Annotated in this window: 22 protein-coding genes; 3 read left to right on the forward strand and 19 right to left on the reverse strand. The window is 42.0% G+C overall.

Annotated features, from left to right (window positions below; translation table 11 throughout):
- Window positions 1-172 precede the first annotated feature (172 nt).
- The 5 genes from ACYX4O_RS18155 to ACYX4O_RS18175 form a co-directional block, all read right to left on the reverse strand.
- Window positions 173-1,645, reverse strand: coding sequence for an ArnT family glycosyltransferase (locus tag ACYX4O_RS18155; protein WP_476352891.1), 1,473 nt, complete (start codon window positions 1,643-1,645; stop codon window positions 173-175).
- Window positions 1,642-2,055 (reverse strand): GtrA family protein, encoded by a 414-nt coding sequence (locus tag ACYX4O_RS18160; RefSeq protein WP_476352893.1) that lies wholly within the window; start codon window positions 2,053-2,055, stop codon window positions 1,642-1,644. The genes ACYX4O_RS18155 and ACYX4O_RS18160 overlap by 4 nt, the downstream gene beginning before the upstream one ends.
- Window positions 2,048-3,055 carry a glycosyltransferase family 2 protein gene (locus tag ACYX4O_RS18165; RefSeq protein WP_476352895.1) on the reverse strand — a complete coding sequence of 336 codons (1,008 nt, stop codon included), beginning with the start codon at window positions 3,053-3,055 and terminating at the stop codon, window positions 2,048-2,050. Before ACYX4O_RS18165 ends, ACYX4O_RS18160 begins: the two co-directional genes overlap by 8 nt.
- 343 nt (window positions 3,056-3,398) lie before the next feature.
- Window positions 3,399-4,658, reverse strand: a complete 1,260-nt coding sequence (locus ACYX4O_RS18170; RefSeq protein ID WP_476352896.1) for a glycosyltransferase family 2 protein — start codon at window positions 4,656-4,658, stop codon at window positions 3,399-3,401.
- Complete coding sequence (locus ACYX4O_RS18175) at window positions 4,645-6,372, reverse strand: DUF2334 domain-containing protein (protein ID WP_476352898.1); 1,728 nt, start codon at window positions 6,370-6,372, stop codon at window positions 4,645-4,647. Before ACYX4O_RS18175 ends, ACYX4O_RS18170 begins: the two co-directional genes overlap by 14 nt.
- 283 nt (window positions 6,373-6,655) lie before the next feature.
- Between ACYX4O_RS18175 and ACYX4O_RS18180 the strand changes: the two genes are divergently transcribed.
- A complete protein-coding gene (locus ACYX4O_RS18180; RefSeq protein WP_476352900.1) occupies window positions 6,656-8,071 on the forward strand; it encodes an outer membrane protein assembly factor BamB family protein in 1,416 nt (471 codons plus the stop codon).
- Between the two features lie 100 nt (window positions 8,072-8,171).
- The gene (locus ACYX4O_RS18185) at window positions 8,172-8,348 is read left to right on the forward strand and encodes an SE1832 family protein (RefSeq protein ID WP_476352902.1); all 177 of its coding nucleotides are present in this window, start codon (window positions 8,172-8,174) and stop codon (window positions 8,346-8,348) included.
- A 157-nt stretch (window positions 8,349-8,505) separates the two neighbouring features.
- Here ACYX4O_RS18185 and ACYX4O_RS18190 read toward each other — a convergent pair whose 3' ends face one another.
- The 12 genes from ACYX4O_RS18190 to ACYX4O_RS18245 form a co-directional block, all read right to left on the reverse strand.
- Window positions 8,506-9,273, reverse strand: a complete 768-nt coding sequence (locus ACYX4O_RS18190; protein ID WP_476352904.1) for a CAP domain-containing protein — start codon at window positions 9,271-9,273, stop codon at window positions 8,506-8,508.
- A gap of 271 nt (window positions 9,274-9,544) precedes the next feature.
- Window positions 9,545-10,591 carry a hypothetical protein gene (locus ACYX4O_RS18195; RefSeq protein WP_476352906.1) on the reverse strand — a complete coding sequence of 349 codons (1,047 nt, stop codon included), beginning with the start codon at window positions 10,589-10,591 and terminating at the stop codon, window positions 9,545-9,547.
- A gap of 248 nt (window positions 10,592-10,839) precedes the next feature.
- A complete protein-coding gene (locus ACYX4O_RS18200) occupies window positions 10,840-12,069 on the reverse strand; it encodes an Ig-like domain-containing protein (RefSeq protein ID WP_476352908.1) in 1,230 nt (409 codons plus the stop codon).
- A gap of 265 nt (window positions 12,070-12,334) precedes the next feature.
- Window positions 12,335-12,877: a 3-dehydroquinate synthase II gene (locus tag ACYX4O_RS18205; protein WP_476352910.1), complete on the reverse strand. Its 543-nt coding sequence runs from the start codon at window positions 12,875-12,877 to the stop codon at window positions 12,335-12,337.
- Between the two features lie 237 nt (window positions 12,878-13,114).
- Entirely contained in the window at window positions 13,115-13,468 is a 354-nt protein-coding gene (locus tag ACYX4O_RS18210) for a DUF3899 domain-containing protein (protein ID WP_476352912.1), read from the reverse strand.
- A 61-nt stretch (window positions 13,469-13,529) separates the two neighbouring features.
- Window positions 13,530-15,134, reverse strand: coding sequence for a peptide ABC transporter substrate-binding protein (locus ACYX4O_RS18215; RefSeq protein ID WP_476352914.1), 1,605 nt, complete (start codon window positions 15,132-15,134; stop codon window positions 13,530-13,532).
- A gap of 13 nt (window positions 15,135-15,147) precedes the next feature.
- Window positions 15,148-16,107 (reverse strand): ABC transporter ATP-binding protein, encoded by a 960-nt coding sequence (locus ACYX4O_RS18220; protein WP_476352916.1) that lies wholly within the window; start codon window positions 16,105-16,107, stop codon window positions 15,148-15,150.
- Window positions 16,107-17,126 carry an ABC transporter ATP-binding protein gene (locus tag ACYX4O_RS18225; protein ID WP_476352918.1) on the reverse strand — a complete coding sequence of 340 codons (1,020 nt, stop codon included), beginning with the start codon at window positions 17,124-17,126 and terminating at the stop codon, window positions 16,107-16,109. The genes ACYX4O_RS18220 and ACYX4O_RS18225 overlap by 1 nt, the downstream gene beginning before the upstream one ends.
- A 12-nt stretch (window positions 17,127-17,138) precedes the next feature.
- Window positions 17,139-18,083, reverse strand: coding sequence for an ABC transporter permease (locus ACYX4O_RS18230; RefSeq protein WP_476352920.1), 945 nt, complete (start codon window positions 18,081-18,083; stop codon window positions 17,139-17,141).
- 2 nt (window positions 18,084-18,085) lie between these two features.
- The gene (locus ACYX4O_RS18235; protein ID WP_476352922.1) at window positions 18,086-19,012 is read right to left on the reverse strand and encodes an ABC transporter permease; all 927 of its coding nucleotides are present in this window, start codon (window positions 19,010-19,012) and stop codon (window positions 18,086-18,088) included.
- 21 nt (window positions 19,013-19,033) lie between these two features.
- Window positions 19,034-19,882 carry a M55 family metallopeptidase gene (locus ACYX4O_RS18240; RefSeq protein ID WP_476352924.1) on the reverse strand — a complete coding sequence of 283 codons (849 nt, stop codon included), beginning with the start codon at window positions 19,880-19,882 and terminating at the stop codon, window positions 19,034-19,036.
- A 163-nt stretch (window positions 19,883-20,045) separates the two neighbouring features.
- Complete coding sequence (locus ACYX4O_RS18245) at window positions 20,046-20,507, reverse strand: Lrp/AsnC family transcriptional regulator (protein ID WP_476352925.1); 462 nt, start codon at window positions 20,505-20,507, stop codon at window positions 20,046-20,048.
- A 199-nt stretch (window positions 20,508-20,706) separates the two neighbouring features.
- Between ACYX4O_RS18245 and ACYX4O_RS18250 the strand changes: the two genes are divergently transcribed.
- On the forward strand, window positions 20,707-21,882 hold the full coding sequence (locus ACYX4O_RS18250; protein WP_476352927.1) for an amidohydrolase: 1,176 nt from the start codon (window positions 20,707-20,709) through the stop codon (window positions 21,880-21,882).
- A 73-nt stretch (window positions 21,883-21,955) separates the two neighbouring features.
- On the opposite strand, the gene ACYX4O_RS18255 is transcribed toward ACYX4O_RS18250, so the two are convergent.
- Together ACYX4O_RS18255 and ACYX4O_RS18260 are read right to left on the reverse strand one after the other, a co-directional pair.
- The gene (locus tag ACYX4O_RS18255) at window positions 21,956-23,080 is read right to left on the reverse strand and encodes an acyltransferase (RefSeq protein ID WP_476352929.1); all 1,125 of its coding nucleotides are present in this window, start codon (window positions 23,078-23,080) and stop codon (window positions 21,956-21,958) included.
- A 302-nt stretch (window positions 23,081-23,382) separates the two neighbouring features.
- Window positions 23,383-23,538 carry a hypothetical protein gene (locus ACYX4O_RS18260; RefSeq protein ID WP_476352931.1) on the reverse strand — a complete coding sequence of 52 codons (156 nt, stop codon included), beginning with the start codon at window positions 23,536-23,538 and terminating at the stop codon, window positions 23,383-23,385.
- Between the last annotated feature and the right edge of the window lie 353 nt (window positions 23,539-23,891).

Genomic DNA, 23,891 nt, shown 5'->3' on the forward strand with positions numbered 1-23,891 from the left:
GAATCAATCATTTTTTAAGAAATTTCTTTATTTTTTAAATTTATTATATCATTAAGAGAAATTTCTCTCGTTCTAATTACTCAGGAATATCATCCTTACATGAACTTCTCGCTAACAAAAAAATGACTACAAAAAAACACAGGCTGATTAATCAGCCTGTGTTTCTTGACAATCACTCGTCAATGACCTGTTTATTTCGTGAAGCGAAGGGACGATGAACTTGTCCCCGCATCCCACGCGCCCATTGTGAAATGAGATAAACGCCGTAACTTTGAAGCAAAATGAGAGCCGGCATGGCAAAGAATCGATATCTGGTTTGCACTTCAATAATTAAGTGGATCATGGCATAACCAATGACAAGCAGTACAAAAAGTAGTGATTTCATCGGAATCTCTGAGCGCTTGCATAACAGCAAACTCACACTGCCTACAAAGCCAAACAAGAAGAACAAAGGAAACATTATATTATCAATTTGATAAAGGAGCCTCTTGAAATTCGGGGCTTCAATACCCGTTAAGCCCCAAAAGAATGTAGAATCGTGCTCTTCTCCCCACATAATTTGAAACTTATTCTTCATCAGTACAAAGACTTCTCCTGGATCAGAAAGCCTCTCCTCAATCATTTCCCTCTGCTTCTGCTCACGCTCTTCTTCATCTAAAGGAGCGAGAACCTCCACATCAGATCCAGAATATGTTCCATCCGTTTCATGGTTTAGTCCTAACACAAACTTCCATAAAGGATCACGATTCTCAAGCGGATACTCCGTAACTCCAGACGCCATAAAGGCCTGACTGACGGAGAATTGAATGACGAAAAACACACCCACAACACCCGCCAACTTCCCAAGACTTTTGAGTTTATGGTCACCTTTCAACAGATACGCGACAAAGATATAAATTCCAACAGCGAGCAGAACGAATGTACCAATTGGGCGTATAATGTGTCCAAACGCCAATAAAACTCCAATCCCAATCCAACTCCATTTACCGATTTCAAAACGTTCTACCAACAAATAGAATCCAGCAAACATTAAAAACGTGGACAAATACTGGTTGGTTAACACCGAAGTCATGACAATAGACGGAAGGTAGATCGCATAAACGGAGCCCGCTATACGACCCGCTGCTTCGTTAAACACAGACTTCCCAATTAAGTACACAAGCCCCACTGTAGCGGTAGCGAAGACTATATTGATGAACTTAAGAACAAATAGATTCTCACCGAATACAAAGATAACTGCAGCTTGATACATCACAAATCCGATTTGATAGACCCATCTTGTAAAATAAGCATTTTCCGAAAATGAGAAGTCCCCATTTGAAGCCTGAACAGAAGCATTGTACAACTTAGCAAAGTCCGACAGAAGTGAAGTATCCACATTCAACACCCACACAAGACGAATTGCGAAAGCCGAAACGAGCAAGAGAATCACAAAAGCCCAGTTAGGGATCGGCAATCTCACTATGGCTACCCCTATAAATAAAAGAACAATCCCTACTAGCAATAGAAGAGACAAGTCTCTCAAAGAGTACACATCATCGATCATCGTAAAATTTGATAAGAATCCAAAAAAGAAGAACAACACACCTACAAGTAAAATGACCAGCATAGCAAAACGCTGAAAAAGAGAAAGCACTTTGCTCATACCCTCACCTCCTCTTCGCTCTGCCCAGCAAAGATCAAATACTTGCTTGCAAAGTAATTAAAGATCACCACGAACACATTCGCCACAATCTTAGAAACCAAGCAATCCTGACTCATAACGTCAATAAGTAGGATCATCGTCCCAAGGTCGACTCCGTATGAAAGAATACGGAAAAAGATAAATAAAACAAACTCGCGAGTGCTAGTCCTAGCAGACGTGTCCTTACTCCCGAACACAAATAGTTTATTCGTTATAAAAGCAAATACCACTGCAGCCACCCACGCCACAGTCGTAGCCCACCTGTAATCAACTCCAAGCCCACTCTCAAGTAAGGCATAAACGATGATATTAATAAGGGTGGTCAATCCACCAAACACAAGGTATAAAAACAGTTCTTTCTTTTTATCCATAAAACTTCTCTTCGCTCCTGACATTTTCTTGTTGTTGGGACTGCTTAACTAAATCTGATCGATTCGTCACTTTCTCTTCGTTATACTCATCCACGAAATATAGCGGCCTGATCTTCGTTTCATTGAATATACGCCCAAGATACTCCCCTATAATGCCAAGAACGATAAGCTGAATGCCGCCTAAGAATAGAATCGCGCTCATAAGCGACGGGTACCCTGCCACATCCTCTCCGTAGAGAAGGGTTTTAGAAATAATCCAGAGCATATAAAGAAACGCAAAGAACGACACGCCTATCCCTAAGAAGGAGGACAACCGAAGCGGGGCAGTTGTAAACGAAGTAATCCCTTCGATCGCTAAATCTGCCAACTTCTTATAATTCCACTTCGTCTCACCTGACACACGTGGATCGCGGTCAAATAGGATTTCCTTTTTGTTATAACCGACCCAACTAAACATTCCTTTTGTATAGCGCTGCGACTCCCGAATCTTCTTAAGAGCCTCCACGCAACGTCTGTCTAACAAGCGAAAGTCTCCCGTATCCTTTTGAATGGGTACATCCGACATCTTCTCAAGCACTTTATAAAAGAGGCTAGAGGTCAATTTCTTCATCAAGCTCTCGCCAGAACGACTTCTCCGCTTAGCAAATACATCATCGTATCCCGCTTCCCAGTGCTCTATCATCTCCGGGATCAGTTCAGGCGGATCCTGAAGGTCAGCATCCATAATAACAACCGCATCTCCCTTTGCGTGATCTAACCCCGCGATCATCCCTATTTCCTTCCCAAAATTTCTGGACAAGTCCACAAAAGACACACGCTTGTCCATGTCTCTCAATTCCTTGATGATTGGCAGCGTCTGGTCCTGACTCCCATCGTTGACGAATAGTAATTCAAATGTATAACCCTTCACGTCATTCACCACGCCAAAAATCCGCTCATATAAATAATGAAGCGAATCTTCTTCGTTATAAGCAGGTACCATAATGGTTACAGTCTTCATACCGATCTTCCTTTCATGAGGTCTTAATGATTGTATTAAGAAAAGAACATATTACAACTACTTCAGCACGGACGATTCTAGTAAAGATGGAAAAACCACCATTACAAAACCACTAAATGGTAACATATTTCCTGGAAATTGTATATGAATGGGGACTAGGGGACAGGTACCTCGTCCCTAATTTGAGGGGACCCGGGGACAGGTACCTCGTCCCTAATTTGAGTTTAACGCTATCAAAATATAACCATCACAAAAACGCAGGCTGAAATACCAGCCTGCGTTTGTTAGGGAACGCTAATCTATTAAATATATTTTGAGAGGCGAAGGGACGAGGGACCTGTCCCTAAGTCCCCCGATACCTCTTTGTTTTGTACCATTTCACTTCTTGGTGTAGGAGGACCCTTTTGACTTCTAAGAACATGGAGACGATGACGAGTAGTACCCAAATTTGGGAATAGGTGAAATACATACTTGTTACATTAAAAACATTTCGAATGGTTAATTGACCTTCTTCTAAGCTCAGTGCCAGTAAATTCTCTAAAAGAAATACCACAAAAGCTAATAAGAGTAAGAATACAGAGACAGAACCTGCTGATATATCGATGACTTTAAGTAGATTTAGTAAGAATAATAAATGAGAAAGTATAATACTCCCCATAAATATAAAGTACGTGAAGAATAAATAGCATAAGTCTAGGAACACTTTCTTTCGCTTCAGCGTAAAAGATTGCATGATATATTTTACAATGACATACTGATTGCCCCTTGCCCATCTTAACCTTTGCTTCCACCACACATCCCATGTTTCTGGCTCCTGTTCCCACGTCACAGCATCAGGGTTAAACTTTATATAGTATCCTAAATTATACACACGGATGCTTAACTCAGTATCTTCCGATAAGGCCTTCTCATCCCAACCACCTAGTGTTTCAAGAATACTCTTCCGAATAGCAAAATTGGTTCCTGGTATCGTGGCCAATTTAAACCAAAACCATCTCCCGGCTTGAGCCAACCACTGGAAGCCTATTGTTTCAATGTTAATAAAGCGGGTTAACAAATTTCTTTCCGCATTCATCACCCTAAATTTTCCGATGACAGCCCCTGCCTCAGGATCCCGGTCTAGTGCAGAAACAAGGTTATAAACGGCTTTCTTCTCCGGTCTGTTATCGGCATCATAGACGACAATATACTCTCCCCTTGCAATCTTTAACCCTTGATTTAACGCACCTGATTTCCCTTTCCCAGCTTCATAAGGAGAATTATGAAGCACCTTAAGAAATGAATAGTGCGACGCATAGGAGTCTGCAATAGCCCCTGTACGGTCAGAAGAGTTGTCATTAATAAGAATCACTTCTAATTTATCTTTCGGGTACTCGATTTCGACCATGGCTTTAAGCGTTCCTTCAATGACCACCTCTTCATTATGAGCAGGGATCAGAACACTGACAGTGGGACAGTCCGCATCTACCAATTTGCTTTCTTCATTCAACTTGGATTGCTTCATGACAAACAAGACGCCACCTTGCATCAGAAACATATGATAGACAAGGACAAACCAGATCAGGAATAAGGCTACATAAAATAAAAAATCAGCTGTGATCATGATTACGAGCCTCCATTCGCTTTCGCTTACGAGAGAAGCTATACATATAGATGAAGAATAATGTAACCATAATCATAGAAAAGCCACCAAAGATCCAAAGAGCTGTATTGGCCCCATTTTTGACGATTGGCTTATAGAATTCCGGACTCGAAAGTAGCAGTTGTCCATAATCAACATCCACGTCTATCTCCCCATCAGAAGAGGCGATATGGATATGCTCTGTTTGAGCGGCATCCCCTAGTTCCTTCAAATCAATCCACTCAAGGTCTGGGATAGATTCCATGGTAGACAATAGATCTTTAAAAGCTTCCTCACCGATATAAGAATGATAAAAGGCTGCCATCATACCATCTCTTACCACTTGCTGTGTTTCTATGGCTGCCTTAACATTTTCAATTGCTTCTGAATCATCAGGGGGAATATAACCTAATGTTTCAGGAAGAAACTTCATGTTGTGAAGAAAAGAAGGGGAAGATATGTACGGAGAAGGGTACATAATTCTCCAGTCCTCATCACTTAATTGCAGCTGACCAACGTACGTAGAGAAATAATTCGATACAACCTCATATCCGTTTTGTGACATTGTGTAATGGGGAGGCTCAAACGCTAGCGGATACAGACCATTACTGACCAATTCCTGAATACCTTTTTCAATCTTTGTTGATATATAATTGGTCTCAAACTTCTTCACCTGATTTACATGATCCTCATACTCTTCCACTGACGCAAAGTCACCCTCCCCCTTCTTTGTCACAGTCTCCGTCGCGGGAGCTGAAATGGGCATATTATTTTCCACATCCCAGAATTCAAAGCCTTCCCCCGTTTCATCATCACGATATTGATGAGTGTAACCGTGCATGATGATACTCCCGCCTTCTTTTTGCATTCTTTTGAGCAAATTCAAAAGCTTTGGTGAATCCGATAAATGAATTTTGCGCTCTGTTTTCGGGTCGCGATACACGGGGACGACAGAAATCATGTAGGGGATGTCTTTTTCTTTTAACAGATCTGCGATTCTTTCCAGTTTATCTGAGTCGATCATTGGATGTATATCTTCTAAGCGGAGATAAGCGGGATGTAAGTGGGTATGAGGCACTTGGAAAAAGTCATGAAGAACTTCTGCTAGATAGGGTGAGAAAGTATGATCGATATAGGGCGTTGCAAAATAGAAGGATTTTTTATTCTGAATGTACAAAGGAATGCTTTTTCCTTCATGAAATGCTGATATCCATACTTGAGTATTGGTTTTTTTCAAGGCCACGTGTTGAATCATTTTACTTTCGATAGCCACCTTTTCCCCTTCTTCCATTTGTAGTTCATCAATATGACAAAAATCCTTTGTTTCAAAAAAAGCAAATGAACTTCCTAATTCAGACGTATTATGCCCCATCGCAAATTTACGGCCAGTAAAGCTATCAAAAATAGATTGAAGCTTACTCGGCACTACTCCTTTCACCTCACCAAAATAAAATAAGTGAGTGACCCCCTCCACATCACGTTCCGCTACGTCATCACTATTAACTAAAGAAATATCCGCAGTGAAATGACCAACTAGCATATCAAGCATTCGTTGGTGTTGGGTAACCTGTCCATCTGAAGTTGTATAGATGATCAACACCTTAATCCCATCTCTATCACTCTCAGCATTAGACATACGAGGATTGCTTACCACACATAGAATCATAGCTAGAGAGATAAACAAAACCTGTCTCAATGAGGAAAATTTTCGTAACCGGTGTTTAACCATCCACATCACACTCCTTATATGCTCCTCTACACTATTGAACCTATTCCTTTATACCTATAAATAGACATAAAAATTCGGGGCAAGGGGACAGGTTCCTTGTCCCACCGTCACCTCTCTCCCCCTTAATAGAAACAGAGCATATGGAAAATCCCCTTCTCCTAGCCGTTTATTAATTAGACAACTTACAAATATTTGCTATAATTGGCGCAGTTATACTATTAAACTTATAAGCTAGAGGAAGGAGATTGATATGAGAACACTACTAAAAGCGCCTATTCGATTGTTCGTCATTCTATCCATTGTGGTACTGCCCACGTTAAGCTTCGCGAATTCTATTTCAGCAGAGGACTTCGGTCCATCAGAATGGACACAGTACAGGATGAATCCAGACAATAATCCTGTCTTCCACAACGAGTTTGAAGAACAGTTGAACACAATCATTGATACAAACGATCAAATTCGCTCCACACCCGTAATCGTCGGGAATAATGTGTACATAGGGAACCACAATACAGGAGATATCTATTCTTATAATTTGATAGAAGAAAAGATGAACTGGCAGGCTCAGGCACCGAACTGGATTCACTCTGAGACGATCTACGTGGATGACCAGCTATTCGTCGGGTATGGCAATCGGTTCAGCGGCCCTGACGGAGTGAGAGGTACAGGAGATAGCGGCATGTTAAGCCTTGATCCAGAAACGGGTGAGATCTTATGGAATTTCAAGACAAAAGGGGAAGTCATGCCAACACCTGCTTATCATGACGGAACCGTATATATCACAACCGGGGACGATCACCTCTATGCCGTGGACCCTGAAGATGGTACAGAAAAATGGAAGTTGGAACTAGGACATGTCGTCAGTATGTCTTCTCCAAATATTAAGGACGGAATCCTTTATGTCGGCGCAGGAAGACCCACTCCTTACACCTTCTTCGCCATAGACTTATCAGCTCAGGAAGTACTTTGGAAAACCGAATTCGATAACGTATATGCAGGACTCGATGACGTGCCCCCTGCCATTTATAAAGACGATCTCGTTATCACCACAGCCTTAGAACCGTCGGAAAAAGGCACAGACTACCCCGAACACTTCATGTATGCAATGGATCTTAAAACAGGAGAAATGGTCTGGAAAGAAAGCCTTGGCTCAGGGGAAATGGTAAAAAACAATAAATCAGGCGCCCCGATGATCTACAAAGATAAGATTTTCGTCGGCAGCCCAATCACCCGCACCTTCTACGCCTATGACGCCAAGAGCGGAGAGCAGTCATGGTCGTATGAAAGCAACATCAACAAAGCACCACCAGTCGCCGATCAGGACGTGGTTTATTTCACAGACGCAGAAGGATTAGTCTACGCCTTTAACACAGAAGACGGCGAATTGCTAGGCGAGAAAGAACTAGGTGGCACACTAGCCCCATCCGGACCCGTACTTATGAACAACCACCTTATCACAGGCAGTCAGGATTCAAATGTGTACGTGTTGCCAACGAGTGAGATTACCGGAGTTGAGGAAGAGCAAGATGACAGCGCTCAAGAAAACGGAGAACAAGAGATTGAGGGTACCAACTCATCTACATGGATAATCTCTATTATTGTCGGAGCTACCCTTGTCCTAGCACTAGTCCTAGTCATTTATGGAGTAAGGAAATTGAAGAAATAGTGGGACTTAGGGACAGGTACCTTGTCCCACCTGTAGCCATTGCTACCCTACTTCATTTATACTTTACGTAATAAAAATTAAAAAAGGAGTGCTTTATGGTATGACAAAACGAGAACTAGAAAACCAAATTAACGTTGTAAAATCAGATTACATACGAATCCAGGGAGATTTAGAAAAGATGGAATCTGTTGGTGGGAACACGGAGAAATTGGAGAGACAATTAAAACAGCTCGAAGATGAGTTAGCAGAACTGAATAATGAGCTGGCGAAGGTTTGATAAATAGTCTTCGCACAAATTGATCAAACGTTTGATCAACAAAAAAAGCAGAAGGAGATCCCGATCTAATCGGGGCTCCTTCTGCTTTTTCATTATGTGATTCATGTTCAATTTATTTCGGAACTCGAGGGGACAATGAACCTGTCCCTAAGTCCCACTATCTCCTGATAAACATTTGTACCCAGTAATTCCTCTCATAACCAACCCCTAAATGGGTATAAGAAGCACTAAGAATATTTTTCTTATGGCCTGGACTGTTCATCCAAGCTTCAACGACCATTTCTGGAGAAGTATGTCCTGCGGCAATGTTTTCTCCTGCTGCACTGAATGAAATGCCGAACTCACGCATCATCTCAAACGGAGAGCCAAATGTAGGAGATTCATGGCTAAAGTAATCATGATCCACCATATCTTCAGCTTTAAGATGAGCTACATAACCTAAAGGATTTGATAACTCTACAGGAGATACTCCTATGCGTTCTCGCTCTTTATTTACAAGAGTTAACACTTCTCTCTCAAACTCTGAAGACTTATATGTATTTTTTCCATCTTTCATTGACTCCTTAATCCTAAATGGCATCACAATTTCTTCTTTAAGTTCAACCCCTTCAGCAGAGGTGAGCTTTTCATCAATCACTAACTCATAATTCGCCCCTGACTCATAAGGAGTAACAGGCGAAAGAGACATCACATTACCATTCATTGTACGCTCGAGCCCTACCTTATTACCATTTTCATCTAAAATGGAGATGAACTGGTTGCCATTCGACTGCGCTTCATTCATAGGGACATTAAATTCAATATTCCATACTTTATCAGCTTCAACAACTGCATCTTCTGAATTCCATTGTTTTGCTCCCGCTTCAGGTATGTTGAAAGACAGCACACAAACCATTACTAAGATACTTACAACAATTCTATACACCTATAAATCAACTCCTTTTCTAAATTAATTGGATGGATCATCTGCATTCTATACCTCTCTTTTCCTTGGTGCCATTCTTTTTTAGAGGGTAGTGTACACTGTTTATCCTCACTTGATCAAACGTTTGATCAATAAAAATGGCAGAGTACCCAAGCTCGTGGTCTAACCCTTTATTCTTTAACCCTATTAAAAACTCCCCGAACTATTTCAAGGACGGACTAATTGAGCCATCTACAAAGTAAGCCCCAACACCCCAACTCCATGATGCATATTATTTAGGTGGAAGAACGGACGAGGGATCTGTCATTTTCAGTGAATATAACACTTGCTCTAACTCCTCGTTTAACTTCTCAATATGGTGAACAAACCATTTACTAATCTCTTCAAACTGATCCTCAGCGCTAATGAAATCTGCAAGATACATTTCATACCAATACCAGGAACTATCATTTTCATCTGTATAATCGAAATTCTCCGCTTTCACATTAGAATGAACCCATTCAGAATAAGGATGCTTATGATTACACATTAAAGCCACGAAAATAGTAGGAGAAGCTTCTTCCACTTCTTCAAACTCAAATCCAACTATAATCTTGGATTCATTATGACCCCTTCCCGGAATGACATCTCCCTTCCATATCGAATATCGATTTCTTGGGATCTCTTTTAACCTTGCCTGGTCATATGTATAAGTCTCACCAAAGTAACGCTCGAAAATCGGCGTAACTGAATCCAGGCATTCATCCATTTTCGCCATCGTCGTCATCATTTGCTTCATCGTCATTAAATCTTGAAGATTAAAATCTGCTGAACTTCCCATTCCAAGCCCCCTCAGATATTCTAAAAATTCCTTTATAAGCTCATTAGCTTCATAAGATTTCAAGAAGCGATAGATATCTCTCCAGAGAAACTGATGAAAGTTTATATCTAATACCTCTTTCGGGTCATAATTCTTCGTACAGTAGCGTAAATAAGTATGTTTAGAAGAAAAACTACTTAATACCTTCTTGTATCTATCTAGCTGCCGATCTCCTTCTGAAGCATTGACCTTATTCTCAAGGAAACAAATCGTATCATTATTCAAAAAGACGACATCCACAATGCAATCTATATCGTCTTCTAGCATATAACGCCTTTGCGATTGAACTGAAAAACCGCCTCCTTCAATTCCTAAGACGTTTTTCACAAAACCATCTAATATTTCCTGCTCTTGTGCGAGAATCCCAACTAAAATTTCAGTAGTAAAATCCTCATAAGGCACCTTTTGTCCATCTTTTGGGGAGTATAAAGCTAGCAACCTTTCAAAAACACCACTCACTCGCATCCTCCTTTCCACACTCTTTCATAGATAATTCGTCGCACATTACGGCATTCCCTCTTTTCTGGAAGAAAACCGTTTAGTCTATCTATAGGGTCACGGGGACAGGCACCTCGTCCCACATCCTAACACCTCTACATTGACAACATAAAAGCAGCAAGTTCTCAACGAGTACTTGCTGCTTTTAATTTTCATAGGGTTCAACGGGACGCTGTACCTGTCCCCATGTCCCAGTAAATTATTCTGTTTTAATTCACCGTTGTAAACTCCCGAAATACATTCGTCCCTAAAGGTACCCCTTCAGTAGACTTCAATCCCTTCACATACAACGTATATTCCGTGTCTTTGTCATACTGACCCTCAGGTGTTGCCGTGATGAGGGTTTGATCAGAGGATAACGATAAATCGATACGTACACCTTTTCCGTCATCGGACACAATGTAGACATTACGCTCGTTTACTGTTGAAGGGTCAATTGGGATATCAATCTCGATATTCCACGTCTTATTCAAAGGTACTTCGGTCATTGGCTCACCTTTTGGATTGAATTCTTTTTCCATTTGATCCATATCTCTTAAATTCGTAGAAGCTACGTATCCATTGTAATGATCGCTTCTAACTTCATAAGCTACAAAATGTCGATAGATCCACTCTGTTGGGTAATAAGGCCCGCTCACAATTTCCAGTTCCGAGTAATATGGAACCCGATCAACCGGAGTACTCGTAAAGGATTTATTGGTTCTTAGATTTCCATAGTCATAGTTGTCACTCAAATCATAATTATTCATTACAAACACTTGATCTCCAGGCTGGAACATTTGAGTAGTATACGAATTTGCTTCAGGCCAAGAATAGTCTTTTACATTCGATACAAGGGAGCCATCCTTATCTACACGGAAAGAAAACTCTTCAGGCGTTTCAGCTATCGAAACTCCACTATACTTTTCTATTTTTTCGTAAACCTTTTGTTGATAAGGCTTTTCTCCGTTTTCATATTCTCTTTCAGGGTTGTTTATATTAGAATACCCATTATAAGCCATAATAGCAAAATACCACTGTTCTAGTATATCGCGGTTACTAGCTCCATTAACCGTAGGTAACGCTGATCTCTTAACAAACCGATCCCATTTCTCATTTAGAATATCAGCACCTATTCTAATATTGTACTCCGTATCAGTAGCCAAAAGGTCTCTATCTACACCTTTAAGGTCATAATTGGTTATTTGCATGATTCCAATACCACCATCATCCGTTTCCTGAACGGTACCATCTGCTTGGTACTGCATCATATTATTTTCTCCAGCAGCTATCGCCTTTAATATCTCTGGCGGGATATCTTTCTCAATAGCAATCTCAGTTAGCAATCTGTGCTTCTCTTCTACTGACAGTTCTTCATAAGTTTTTTCTTCTGCTGATACAGGTGATACAAGGCCTATAACCAACATAAGTGAAACGATCAACCATTTCATGGATTTCATACGCTTTCAACCTCTCCAGTTTAATTAAGACGTTTCTAACTGTTCTGTTAAAATAAATAGATTAATAGATTATGTAGTAACTTCACTTATAATCTAAGGCAACTAGCACATCTCATTAAAAACGCCCTTTTGGATATTATTTCAAACCCACTATCATAATTCAATTAGAATATACCATTATAAGGATTACATTCCTATTTATAGTATCATCTTCTATCTATAGAGAGTAAAAAAAGAAGCACAACCCCCTGTGCTCCCCTTCTCCCTACTTCTCAAAAATAGTCTCCTCAATCCTCTCCCCCAAATGACGCCCAGGCTCATCAGGAAGACACAAGATCCGCTGCCCAACGGCTAAATCCTGAACTGAAAGCTCCCCATCACTCTCTTCCCGAACAAAAACACTAGACGAATTCTGAAGCGTGGCCGAGATCATTCCGTCCTGACCTTCACACTCCACCCTTACAAAAGGCCTCTTCTCAATCTTCACTCTCCCCACGTACCGATCTCTTTCCTCCTCAAGGCTAGAAAGCGTAAGAGGTTCTCCTGGTGTTACCTCATGAAGATAAAGCGATCGATCACCCTGGTGCAAGTACTGATGAAACGCTCCGCAGTTAATGCGAAACGGTCTTGCGGGATAATCGCCTGTTTCTCGATTTTCCGAGAGAACGTGCACATATCCGTGACCCGTGTTGCCCACAAAAAGACCTTCCGCAGGTGCCAGGATATCAGTGAAATCTAAACACACTCTCATGCCTTCTCCTACTTCTATAATTTTCGTTACTTCGTAGTACTGAGTTTGTTCCTTCATTTTCGCACTCCTAACACTAAAACACGACCGTAGCCCTGTCTTACTATCTCTTATAACTTTCTATCTTGCGCTAATTTCAGTAAGATATCAACCTGGGATAGGGGGACAGGTACATCGTCCCGGCGGATACGAACCAAAAACAGCAAAGTACCCCCCAGTTAGTACTTTGCTGTTTTCACCTTTCTACATACTATTCATCACGGATTAAACGGGACAATGTACCTGTCCCCCCGTCCCTTATAACATCAACACGCCGCCAAATGCTGATATGGTCATTCCTAGTCCAATTCCCAATAGCATAATCCTGCTCTTATTAAGAACGCCTTGCTTCCAATTCTGCAACTGTCTATCTTCTTTCAACTGCTGTTCCACCCGTTCAGCAGACCTTGTCCGCCGTTTTAGCTGTTTAAATCCACTCGTAAACAATTGAAAAAAGCCAGTTTGAATAATGTGAAGGAAGGTTCCGATCGTCAGACTAATCAATCCCCAGTAAAAGGCTGTGTTCACCATATGTATTAATCCAAAATCCCCTAGCCCGTAACATAAAACAAGGATCATTGCCGACAACGCCATCGGAATAACAAAAAACATCGTTTCACTCCCCTTTTATATAAAGAGCTGACCTCATTCTTAAGGTCAGCTCTTCTTTATATTATTCCTTTTCAGCCCATTGCAGGTAAGGCATGCCGTTTACCGGATACACAATTCCTTTGTAGTCTTGTGAAGTTAAATAGTTCTGAGAATAGTGGTAGACAGGCATAAATGGAAGTTCTTCCATTAAGATTTCCTCTGCTTCATGAAGCTTCTCCATTCGTTTCGCCGGATCTTGAATTCCTTTTGATTCAGCCATCAGAGAATCGTACTCTTCGCTTACCCAGTTTGTACGGTTGTTCGGGCTATCTCCAAGATAATAATCAAGGATCGGCGTTGGATCAACATAAATGCCAATCCAGCCCATACGAGCCATTTGGTAGTTTCCTTGTTTGGTTGTATCAAGGTACGTGTTCCACTCTTGGTTATTCAATGTAACTTCCACATCAAGATTCTGTTTCAACATTTCCTGAACGCCCTCTGCAATCTTCTTATGGTTCTCTGATGTATTGTACATCAATTCAACCGTTGGAAGTTCGTCCCATCCTTCTTCTTGTTTCGCTTCTTCAATTAACTGCTTTGCCTCTTCATAATTTTCTTCAAAATAGGCTTCTTTTTGTTCACGGAAATCTCCGTTTGGTGTATCTACGCCATAAGGTACGAAGGCATAGGCAGGATCTTCGCCGCCTTGAGAGATGTTTTCCGTAATGGATTCACGATCGATCGACATCGCAAAGGCCTTTCGAACTTTCGGATTTGTAAATGGTTCTTTGGCTACGTTGAACATGTACATGTACGTTCCGAAGTACGGCGTACTCTTGAAATCTTCGCTTCCTTCTTCTTGGGCGATCACATCTGTTGGAAGCGTGTCAATCATATCAAGTTCGCCTGATTTGTACATTTGATAGTACGTATTCGCATCATTCACCATATCCCATGTAATCTTCTCCATGGACACGTCTTCTTTGTTCCAATACTCTCCGTTCTTCTTAGCGACAAGCTGACTATCATGATCCCAGCTATCAAGGGAGTAAGGACCGTTACTGACATAGTTGTCTGCTTCAGCAGCCCAGTTTTCATTTTCTTCTACCACTGATTTATTAACTGGGTAGTACGTCCAGAAAGCAAGGAGCTTCTCAATAAACCCAGTCGGCTTCTCAAGCTCAAACTCAAGCGTCTTCTCATCAACTGCGGTAACACCTACGTCTTCAACCGAACCGTCACCTTTGTTGTACGCTTCAGCCCCTTTTATGTAGTACATATAAAAGGCGAATGAACTACCTGTTTCAGGCTTCAGGACACGTTTCCATGAATATTCAAAATCCTCCGCCGTAATAGGATCGCCATTTGACCAATTAGCGTCTTCTTTAATGGTTACTGTATATGTCTTTTTATCATCTGATACTTCTACTTCTTCAGCAAGGCCTTTAATAATTTCGCCTTCTTTATTTTCTGTATACAGACCTTCATATAGGTGGTCCAGAACCCATCCAGACGTTGTATCCGTCGCAAGCGCTGGGTCGAGGGACGGTGGTTCACTCTTCGCATTCACCGTAATTGATTGTTCCGACTCGCCTTCACCTTCCTCTGATGCATCACCACCACACGCAGCAAGCATAGGTACAAGTACAAGCACAAACAGCACTCCAAAGAACATTCTCTTCATTTCTCTCATCCTCCTATTCATTATATAGATGACAAGCGACCCAATGACCCGCTTGCTGTTCTTTCCATTCAGGAACGACTTCACTACAAACATCCATAGCATGGGGACATCTTGTCCGGAAACGACATCCAGATGGTGGATTCACTGGACTTGGAGGATCCCCTTCTAGCAGAATTCGCTCTCGACTGTTTGTCACCGCCGGATCCGGGACTGGATTAGCAGATAACAAAGCCTGCGTGTAAGGGTGAAGGGGGTCTTGGAACAATTGGTCACTATGAGCAAGCTCCATCATCCCGCCGAGATACATCACTCCTATTCGATCGCTGATATGCTGCACCATCCCTAAATCATGAGCAATAAACAAATACGTCAGCTCTGAGTCCTGTCTTAGGTCTTCCATTAAGTTAACAATTTGCGCTTGAATGGAGACATCTAATGCTGAGATCGGCTCATCGGCTACGATAAATTCAGGCTCTACAGCCAACGCCCGTGCAATTCCAATTCGTTGACGCTGCCCTCCACTAAATTCATGAGGATACCTTTTCGCATGATCCGCTTGAAGACCAACCCTTTCTAAAAGTTGAAAAACTCTTTCTTTCCGCTTCTTCCCTTTCAATAAGCCATGCGCATCAATTCCTTCTGCGATAATATCCATGACCTTCATTCTCGGATTCAGTGAAGCCTGTGGATCTTGGAAAATCATCTGCATCGTTCGGTTCGCTTCACGGGCTTCTTTACGCCCAAGAGTCGATACGTCTTTTCCTTTATACGTAATGGACCCTGATGTAGCGCCTTCTAGACCCACAATCGTGCGACCAAGCGTTGACTTTCCACTCCCGCTTTCTCCTACTAGCCCTAACGTTTCTCCCTTTTGAATGGAAAAACTGATATCATCAACGGCTTTAAGCGTTTGATTCCCTCCAATCGGGAAATGCTTCTTCACCTGCTGTACGTCTACGAGTGACTCTGACATCATCTACTCCTCCCTGCCATTGCGACTTCCTTCGGCTTCTTAGCTCTAGAGTCATTCAACCAACATTTCGAGGCATGATCGCTCGTTAAGTACGTAGACTCCGGCATTTTCTCTACACATATATCCATCGCATACTCGCACCGGGCCGCAAATGGACACCCTTTAGGAGGGGAGAACAAGTCAGGAGGTGTTCCTTCTATCGGAATCAGACGTTCTCGCGCCCCATCTTGTCCTTGTTTCGGAATCGAACCGAGCAGCCCCCACGTGTAAGGATGATTTGGGTTCGCAAAAATTTCTTCAACTGAACCGCTCTCCACAACCACACCCGCGTACATGACCGCTACACGCTGTGCAACTTCAGCGACCACCCCTAAGTCATGAGTGATGATTAAAATAGACGTATCCAAGCGCTTCTGGAGGTCTTTAAGCAGGTCAAGAATTTGAGCCTGAATGGTTACATCAAGCGCTGTTGTCGGTTCATCTGCAATAATAAGCTGAGGTTCACAGGCAAGGGCAACAGCAATCAGAACTCTCTGCCTCATCCCTCCGCTCAACTCATGTGGATACTGGCTATAGCGCTCCTCTACATTCGGAATACCAACTAAGGTAAGAAGCTCCAACACGCGGCTTTTTCGTTCCGTTTTAGATAAATTCGTATGCAGTTTTAAGGATTCGTCAATCTGGTAACCAATCTTCATCGTAGGGTTCAGAGATGTCATCGGATCTTGAGAAATAAGACTAATTTTAGATCCTTTTACGTTTTGCATTTCTTTCTTGGAGTACGATAGCAAGTTATCATCTTCGAAAGTGATCACTCCTGAGCTGATGCGGCTCACTTTCTTCGGTAACAATCCCATAATCGTCTTCGCTGTCACACTCTTACCAGAACCACTCTCCCCCACAATGGCGAGTACTTCTCCTTTATTGACGTGGAAGTTCACACCGCGTACAGCTTGCACTTCCCCGCCATAGGTCTTAAACGATACGTGCAAATCTTCAACTTCTAATAAACGTTCCATCTCATCCCTCCTTTAATCACTTGATTGTGGATCGAGCGCATCTTGTAACCCATCTCCAAATACGTTAAATGCAAACATTGTTAACGAGATAAGGAATCCTGGGAAGAATAAACGCCACCACTGTCCGGTTAAGATGACACCTAATGCATCATTCGCCATCGTTCCCCAGCTTGCAATCGGGGCTTGTACCCCTAAACCAATAAAACTTAAAAAAGATTCTGAGAAAATCGCATTGGGAATCGTAAACGTAAGGTTCACAATAATAATGCCGATCATATTCGGGAACAAATGACGCCAAATAATTTTTCCGTGTGACGTACCAAGCTTCTGAGCAGCTGTTACGTACTCTTGCTCTTTTAACTGAAGGATTTGCCCCCTTACAATTCGCGCCATGCCGACCCAGCCTGTAATGGATAACGCGAGTATAATGGTCCATAAACCAGGTTCCATCACAACTAGTAGCAAAATCACCACCAGTAAATACGGAATACCATATAAGATCTCGACAATGCGCATTAGGAAGCCATCAATTCGGTCGCCCAATTTCCCTCGACCAGCCATATACCCTGATATTCCTCCAACCACAAGGCCCATGATGAGGTCAATTAACGCAGCAGCAATCCCGATCGTTAAAGAGATTCGAGCACCATACCATGTACGAGCCCACATATCTCTCCCAAGTGAATCCGTTCCAAACCAATGCTCAGCACTTGGCGCCAGGTTCTTTGCTTCTAAGTTCTGATCCGAATAACTATAAGGGACCATTCCAGGTCCGAAGATGGCGAAAAAGGTGATAATCACTAAAATGAACATTCCTAGAACGGCAAGTTTATTTCGTAAAATGTTCGTAACGGTTTCCCTGAATTGACCGACACTCGGCCTGACGATCTCATTTTGCTTGAACCGATTGCGGTCTACGGGGTGAAATAAATCTTCTTCATTTCTCTGTTCGATCATCTCTACTCCCCCTTACTCGATAATTTAATTCTTGGATCCACTAATCGATACGAAATATCCACAACAAACAAGGTCACAATGAGAATCGCACTAAAGAAGATGGTGGTGCCTAGGATGACAGGGAAATCACGATTAAAGATGCTATCGACGAAATACTTCCCAATCCCTGGTATGGCAAAGATCTTCTCAATCACGAACGTTCCTGTAAGAAGAAACGCAACAAGAGGGCCGATAAAAGAGATAACCGGAATGAGTGCGTTACGAATACCGTGCTTAATCACAATCCCGATCGTACTGACCCCTTTGGCATCTGCGGTTTTTATGTAATCTTGATTCATGACTTCAAGCATGCTCGACCTCATGAAGCGGGCAACGATCGCAAGCGGGGCCGTGGCTAAAGCAACCGACGGTAACACTGTATGCTCCCACGTTCCCCACGAAGCTACAGGAAGAAGCCCCCAGTCTACGGCAAAATATTTAATCAAGAGAGGCGCGAGAATAAAGCTTGGCACTGAAATCCCTATAATCGCTACCCCCATGGAGAGGTAGTCCATCAGACCGTTGTGATTCAGTGCTGCGACGATTCCTAATAACAGGCCAAAAACAATAGCGATCACAAGTGCTTGTATACCAAGTAACGCAGACGCCGGAAATCCATCCGCAATCAACGTGTTCACATCCCGTGTTTTTGATTCAATGGACGGTCCTAAATCCAAGGTGGCGAGGTTCTTCAAATAAAGAAGATATTGAATAGGAAGTGGCTGATCGAGGTTGTATTTCTCCCTCATATTCTCAACGACTTCTTCTGGTAGCACATCAGCATCTGAGGCAAAAGGATCGCCCGGTATGGAGTGCATGATAATAAACGTTAACGTTGTAATGACCCAAATTGTCACAATCATCGTTAGGAATCGCTTAAGAATGTACATCTTCCTCCTCCTTTCTTTCTGTTATGCATTCACGTGACCGAGTACTCCGTTCGTGGCAGACATCGCAATAATGACAAGCCCCCACATTTGCTTGTAGGCAGTTATATAATCCTGACAAGTAAACCGAACGCTTTCTGTCCCTGTCATTTCAACTGTCGGAATGGTTGTCGTCATCAACGCTTGTTGAGACCCTTTAAAGGTTAGGTCGAATGTAATTGGACCGGGTACTTCATATGGCGTAAACGTATCCAGTCGTTGTACCGCAGCCTCAGCCTTCTTCTCTATTTCTCTATGAACTTGTTTAGGTGAGCGAAGATCAGCAGCAAAGCGGTCGATCCCGCGCTTTGTCACAACACTCTCGACATCTGGCAACGTTTCCTTCACTTCATCCACATAAGCATCGTCGCCTGAGATGAAAATGGACGGAACGTTGTAGAAGCCTGCAGCCCCAGCATTTAATTCCGTTTCGCCCACCACTTTCCCATTTACTTTCATTTCTTTAACACAAATCCCAGCTAACGTGTGACTGATGGTAGTCCGCTCAGAACCTGATTCACGACCGTGATGACCCACAAACATCATGCCATCAACCGTCTCATCTAGGCCTTCTAACTGACACATCACGCGGTTACTCCCTGAAATAAGACGAGCCCGTTCATCGAACTCTTCAATTAAAATGTTCGACATATTCCCATGCCCATCTGCCACAACCACCTCTGTCGCCCCTCCGTTAAAGGCACCACGCACAGCGGCATTTACTTCTTCGGTCATGAGCTTTCGGAAACGTTGGTACTCATCATTTTTCTTCAGTTGCACATTTGTGGCCACACCAGAAATTCCTTCAATATCTGCTGAGATAAAAATTTTCATGTGGATCCTCCTACAGTCTTATTTTTCATACTTGAAATCATCGGCAAGTCCACCGCGTATGGGATCGTTCCCACACCTTCTCCTCCGGGACAGATTTATAGCTTATTTGTCTTAATTCTTATATAGACTGAATTTTCAAACATGTATGTTTAAAAAAATAGATCTATAAATATTCGAATGTATTTTTATGGACATCCATTTGAACTAGGACGTTAGTCGATTGGATATGTGGAATCTGGTAAACCTTCTTAACCGTCTCATTGAGTTCTTCATAGCTCCTGACATTCACCTGACCAAGCAATTGGTATTCCCCAGTCAGCGTTGTGACGTAGCGAATAACCGGAATATTCTTTAAAGAAGCAATGACCTCATCTATGTACTGAGGAACAACTTGCACCTGTACAATAGCACCAATCTTAATCCCTAATGTAATAGGGTTTACAACTCCTACAACCTCCAGAATATTGTTATCAACCAATTGGTTATAGCGTTTTCGAACGGTTTTTTCTGTAACGTCCAGCTCACTTGCGATCTCCGCAAAAGACATACGCCCATTCTTCGACAATTGTTTAATAATGCCTTTATCCAATTCGTCGATTACAGAATCGAATTCCTCTGACGACATATTCCATTCCGCCTTTCGGTATATTTTCTATGAAATTAGACCTAATCCGAACCTTAATTCCGAATCAGCTTCCTATTTACATCTCTATCCATTTCGTTTAGTATCGAAATTGTAAATTTGTTAATAGTATAAATTTTCAGTCAAATGAACGCAAGAGATTTTTACCAATTTATACATTTTTTATTCAGAGGTGATTCGAATGAAGTTAATTAAAAACGGGACAATTATTGTTGGAAATGGTGAGACGATTCCGAATGCGAGTGTACTCATGGAAGGTGGAAAAGTAACTCAAGTTGGAGAAGTTGAGCTTAGCGAGGAGCCTGAACAGGTCATCGATGCAACCGGACTCTATATCACACCAGGACTTATCGATGTGCACACGCACCTTGGAGTACATGAAGAAGGGATCGGACAGCCGGGGCAAGACTTTAACGAAACAAGTAGTCCTATTACTCCAGAAATTCGGGCGCTAGATGGGATTAACCCCCGTGATAAAGGGTTTGAGGATGCGCGAAAGGCTGGTGTGACAACCGTACAGGTGTTACCAGGAAGCGCCAATGTCATCGGAGGGGAAATGGTGACGCTTAAGACTAGCGGGAACGTTGTGGATGAAATGGTGCTCCGTAGACCATCTGGCATGAAGGCTGCTTTCGGTGAAAATCCAAAACGCCTTCACGGCTCAAAAGGCCATGCCCCTGTGACACGTATGGGGATCGCGGCCATGTTCCGCCAACAGTTAAGAAAGGCACAACAATATAAGCAAAAGCTCGAGCGCAGGGAGAACGTCGAGGACGATCTGGGCCTTGAGAACTTGGGCAAAGTACTCGATAAAGAAATTCCACTTCGCGCCCACGCTCATCGCGCAGACGACATTGTAACCCTTCTTAGGCTAGCTAAGGAATTTGATCTAGATATTAGTATCGAGCATTGCACGGAAGGTCACCAAATACCTGATTACATTGCCCAATTTAACTTCCCGGCAGCCATAGGGCCTACGATGTCCACTCGCTCTAAAGTAGAGCTAAGTGACAAAGGTTGGGAAACAGCAGGCATCCTTAACCAAGCCGGGGTCTCTGTTTCCATTACGACCGATCACCCTGTCGTTGGTATTGAATACTTACGAATGAGCGCTATTCAAGCCCACAACCATGGTTTAGAAGATAAAGATGCATGGAGATCCATTACACTAAATGCGGCTAAGCATTTAGGAGTAGATGAGCACGTCGGGTCTTTAGAAAAAGGTAAAGATGCGGATGTAGTACTTTGGAATGACGACCCGTTTAACGGTAGCAGTTATGTGCTGAAAACATTTGTTAATGGAGAAGAGGTTTATGGGACAGGGGGACAGGTACATCGTCCCGGCGGATATTCATAAAAGAGAACAAAAAAGCAAAGTACTCCATTAGTACTTTGCTTTTTTTACTTCCCTACATACCATTATCTCGGATTTAGAGGGACGATGTACCTGTCCCCCTGTATCTAGCTTTAATCTCTCGCTTAATGAATTGCAGCAGACTATAAAATAAATAAGCCAGTATTACAACAATCGGTGTAAACAATAAATGGAACACAACGGTCTCTCGTAAAGCAACATTATAGGACTCCAACATCATAAATGTTAAATCAACAAATAAGGTATGCGCCACATAGATCCCGACCGCATTTTTCCCCACTTTGGAGAGTAAAGATCCCTTCCCTATATGACCATTTTTTATCACAAATAAAAACAGAGATACAGTTAAGAAGATGGTAGATAGAAAGAAATCCACACCCTTTATCTCTTCACTCCAGTACATAGTGGCAACGGTTCTTTCACCAATTTGAGTTACAGAAAAGATCGCAAATAATAGGATAAAGACGGATGAATGAACCTGATCAACTTTTTCTCTAATCCAATCATAATGAAACGCAATCCAACAACCTAACGTGGTATAAAAAAGACCAAAAAACACCGCCCCTCTTGAGGTTACAGTAGAATTGAAAAATTCCCAGTCAACGATACCTGAATACGTTTGTCCAAATAAACCAATTACATGAAGCACTATACTAATGCCAAGGAGTACATTCAATTTATTGTATGTACTAAACACAAACAGGGTGAGAATCGACCAAAGTAAAGCAGGTAAATACCACAAGTGATAGGATCCTGGCCCTCCTCCATCGCCGTAAGCAATAAAGAATACCAATTCCTTTAATCCTATGAAGGAATTTAAATAAGGAAGTATGGCCGCTTTTATACTTAAGCCCTCTCCTAACGCGCTCACGATACGTAAGACTACCCCGTACAGTACATAGAATAGATACCAATACACAAATAGTTTCACAATCTTACTAAAGTATCGAGTAAAATATTCCTTCCGATTTCCTGTTGTCAGAAGCTTTTGACCAAATAGAAAGCCAGAGACAATAAAGAAAAACGGTACTCCAAACCTTGCAAAGGTATTAATGAGAAAGTGGATATCCTCACCTTCAACACCTAGAACCATTGCTCCTCTAAATGGCTTGGTATGGATACAAACGATGAAAAATATAGCCCAAAATTTAAAATAATCTATAGCATAATTTCTTTCCATAAGACCCCTCAGATCGTTCGTCTTCTACAAGAATTATAAGTAAAAGTAGAAGGGATTTCTATTCCATTTCATACTATTCCATGTCCGGGCATGGCTGTACTTGAACTTTGCAGCCCCTCCTCTGTCTTGATCAAACGTTTGATCAAGACAGAAATCTACCATAAATAATTAAATGTACTCAGGACAAGATGTGACCTCCTTTAAACAAAAATAAAGCAGGGAAGCTATACTCCTCCCCTGCTTTACTAGATTTCTACTATTCGAAGCGAGGAGCACACCTTCCACCTCCTCAGCTACTATCATTAATTATTCCGCACCTCTGCCCGTTTTCGATCAAGATAATCAGAAAGAGCTTGCCTTACTTCCGCTTCCGACTTCCCTTCCTGAAATAATCGATCCGCTATTTCCATCATTTCATCCTGAGCTTTCAGCGCTTCTTGCTTTTGATAATCTTCCATAACATACTCCTTTTGCACTTTGGGACATAGGGACGGGTACCTTGGCCCACTTCTCGTAAACGGTATGGAATAAGAAACTCCTATTACATCACAACCCCTTTTGTACGGCTTCTTAAGTATAGAAGATTACTAACAGTTCCATGCACTCCGGGACAATGAACCCGTCCCTATGTCCCCCACACCTTTTACCACATGGGATCAACAAAGTAAAGTTTTAGAGGTTGAGAAAGATTTATTAAAAATCATCAAATTAAATTGCTAATTTTCAAACTATTTTCCCAAACCTTGATATAGAGGAGTTTTCCCTTCCATGTCCAATATTTATATTAACACCACAAGAGAAATTCTTTAAC

This window comes from Pontibacillus sp. ABV4_188, from assembly GCF_056311905.1.

Excerpts from the sequence above, each read along its gene's own strand:
- ACYX4O_RS18205 (WP_476352910.1), bottom strand. The coding sequence starts at position 12,877 with ATGAAGGAACAAACTCAGTACTACGAAGTAACGAAAATTATAGAAGTA.
- ACYX4O_RS18200 (WP_476352908.1), bottom strand. The coding sequence starts at position 12,069 with ATGAAATCCATGAAATGGTTGATCGTTTCACTTATGTTGGTTATAGGC.
- ACYX4O_RS18250 (WP_476352927.1), top strand. The coding sequence starts at position 20,707 with ATGAAGTTAATTAAAAACGGGACAATTATTGTTGGAAATGGTGAGACG.
- ACYX4O_RS18185 (WP_476352902.1), top strand. The coding sequence starts at position 8,172 with ATGACAAAACGAGAACTAGAAAACCAAATTAACGTTGTAAAATCAGAT.
- ACYX4O_RS18255 (WP_476352929.1), bottom strand. The coding sequence starts at position 23,080 with ATGGAAAGAAATTATGCTATAGATTATTTTAAATTTTGGGCTATATTT.
- ACYX4O_RS18220 (WP_476352916.1), bottom strand. The coding sequence starts at position 16,107 with ATGTCAGAGTCACTCGTAGACGTACAGCAGGTGAAGAAGCATTTCCCG.
- ACYX4O_RS18230 (WP_476352920.1), bottom strand. The coding sequence starts at position 18,083 with ATGATCGAACAGAGAAATGAAGAAGATTTATTTCACCCCGTAGACCGC.
- ACYX4O_RS18225 (WP_476352918.1), bottom strand. The coding sequence starts at position 17,126 with ATGGAACGTTTATTAGAAGTTGAAGATTTGCACGTATCGTTTAAGACC.
- ACYX4O_RS18245 (WP_476352925.1), bottom strand. The coding sequence starts at position 20,507 with ATGTCGTCAGAGGAATTCGATTCTGTAATCGACGAATTGGATAAAGGC.
- ACYX4O_RS18210 (WP_476352912.1), bottom strand. The coding sequence starts at position 13,468 with ATGTTTTTTGTTATTCCGATGGCGTTGTCGGCAATGATCCTTGTTTTA.
- ACYX4O_RS18240 (WP_476352924.1), bottom strand. The coding sequence starts at position 19,882 with ATGAAAATTTTTATCTCAGCAGATATTGAAGGAATTTCTGGTGTGGCC.
- ACYX4O_RS18215 (WP_476352914.1), bottom strand. The coding sequence starts at position 15,134 with ATGAAGAGAATGTTCTTTGGAGTGCTGTTTGTGCTTGTACTTGTACCT.
- ACYX4O_RS18160 (WP_476352893.1), bottom strand. The coding sequence starts at position 2,055 with ATGGATAAAAAGAAAGAACTGTTTTTATACCTTGTGTTTGGTGGATTG.
- ACYX4O_RS18170 (WP_476352896.1), bottom strand. The coding sequence starts at position 4,658 with ATGATCACAGCTGATTTTTTATTTTATGTAGCCTTATTCCTGATCTGG.
- ACYX4O_RS18235 (WP_476352922.1), bottom strand. The coding sequence starts at position 19,012 with ATGTACATTCTTAAGCGATTCCTAACGATGATTGTGACAATTTGGGTC.
- ACYX4O_RS18165 (WP_476352895.1), bottom strand. The coding sequence starts at position 3,055 with ATGAAGACTGTAACCATTATGGTACCTGCTTATAACGAAGAAGATTCG.
- ACYX4O_RS18155 (WP_476352891.1), bottom strand. The coding sequence starts at position 1,645 with ATGAGCAAAGTGCTTTCTCTTTTTCAGCGTTTTGCTATGCTGGTCATT.
- ACYX4O_RS18180 (WP_476352900.1), top strand. The coding sequence starts at position 6,656 with ATGAGAACACTACTAAAAGCGCCTATTCGATTGTTCGTCATTCTATCC.
- ACYX4O_RS18260 (WP_476352931.1), bottom strand. The coding sequence starts at position 23,538 with ATGGAAGATTATCAAAAGCAAGAAGCGCTGAAAGCTCAGGATGAAATG.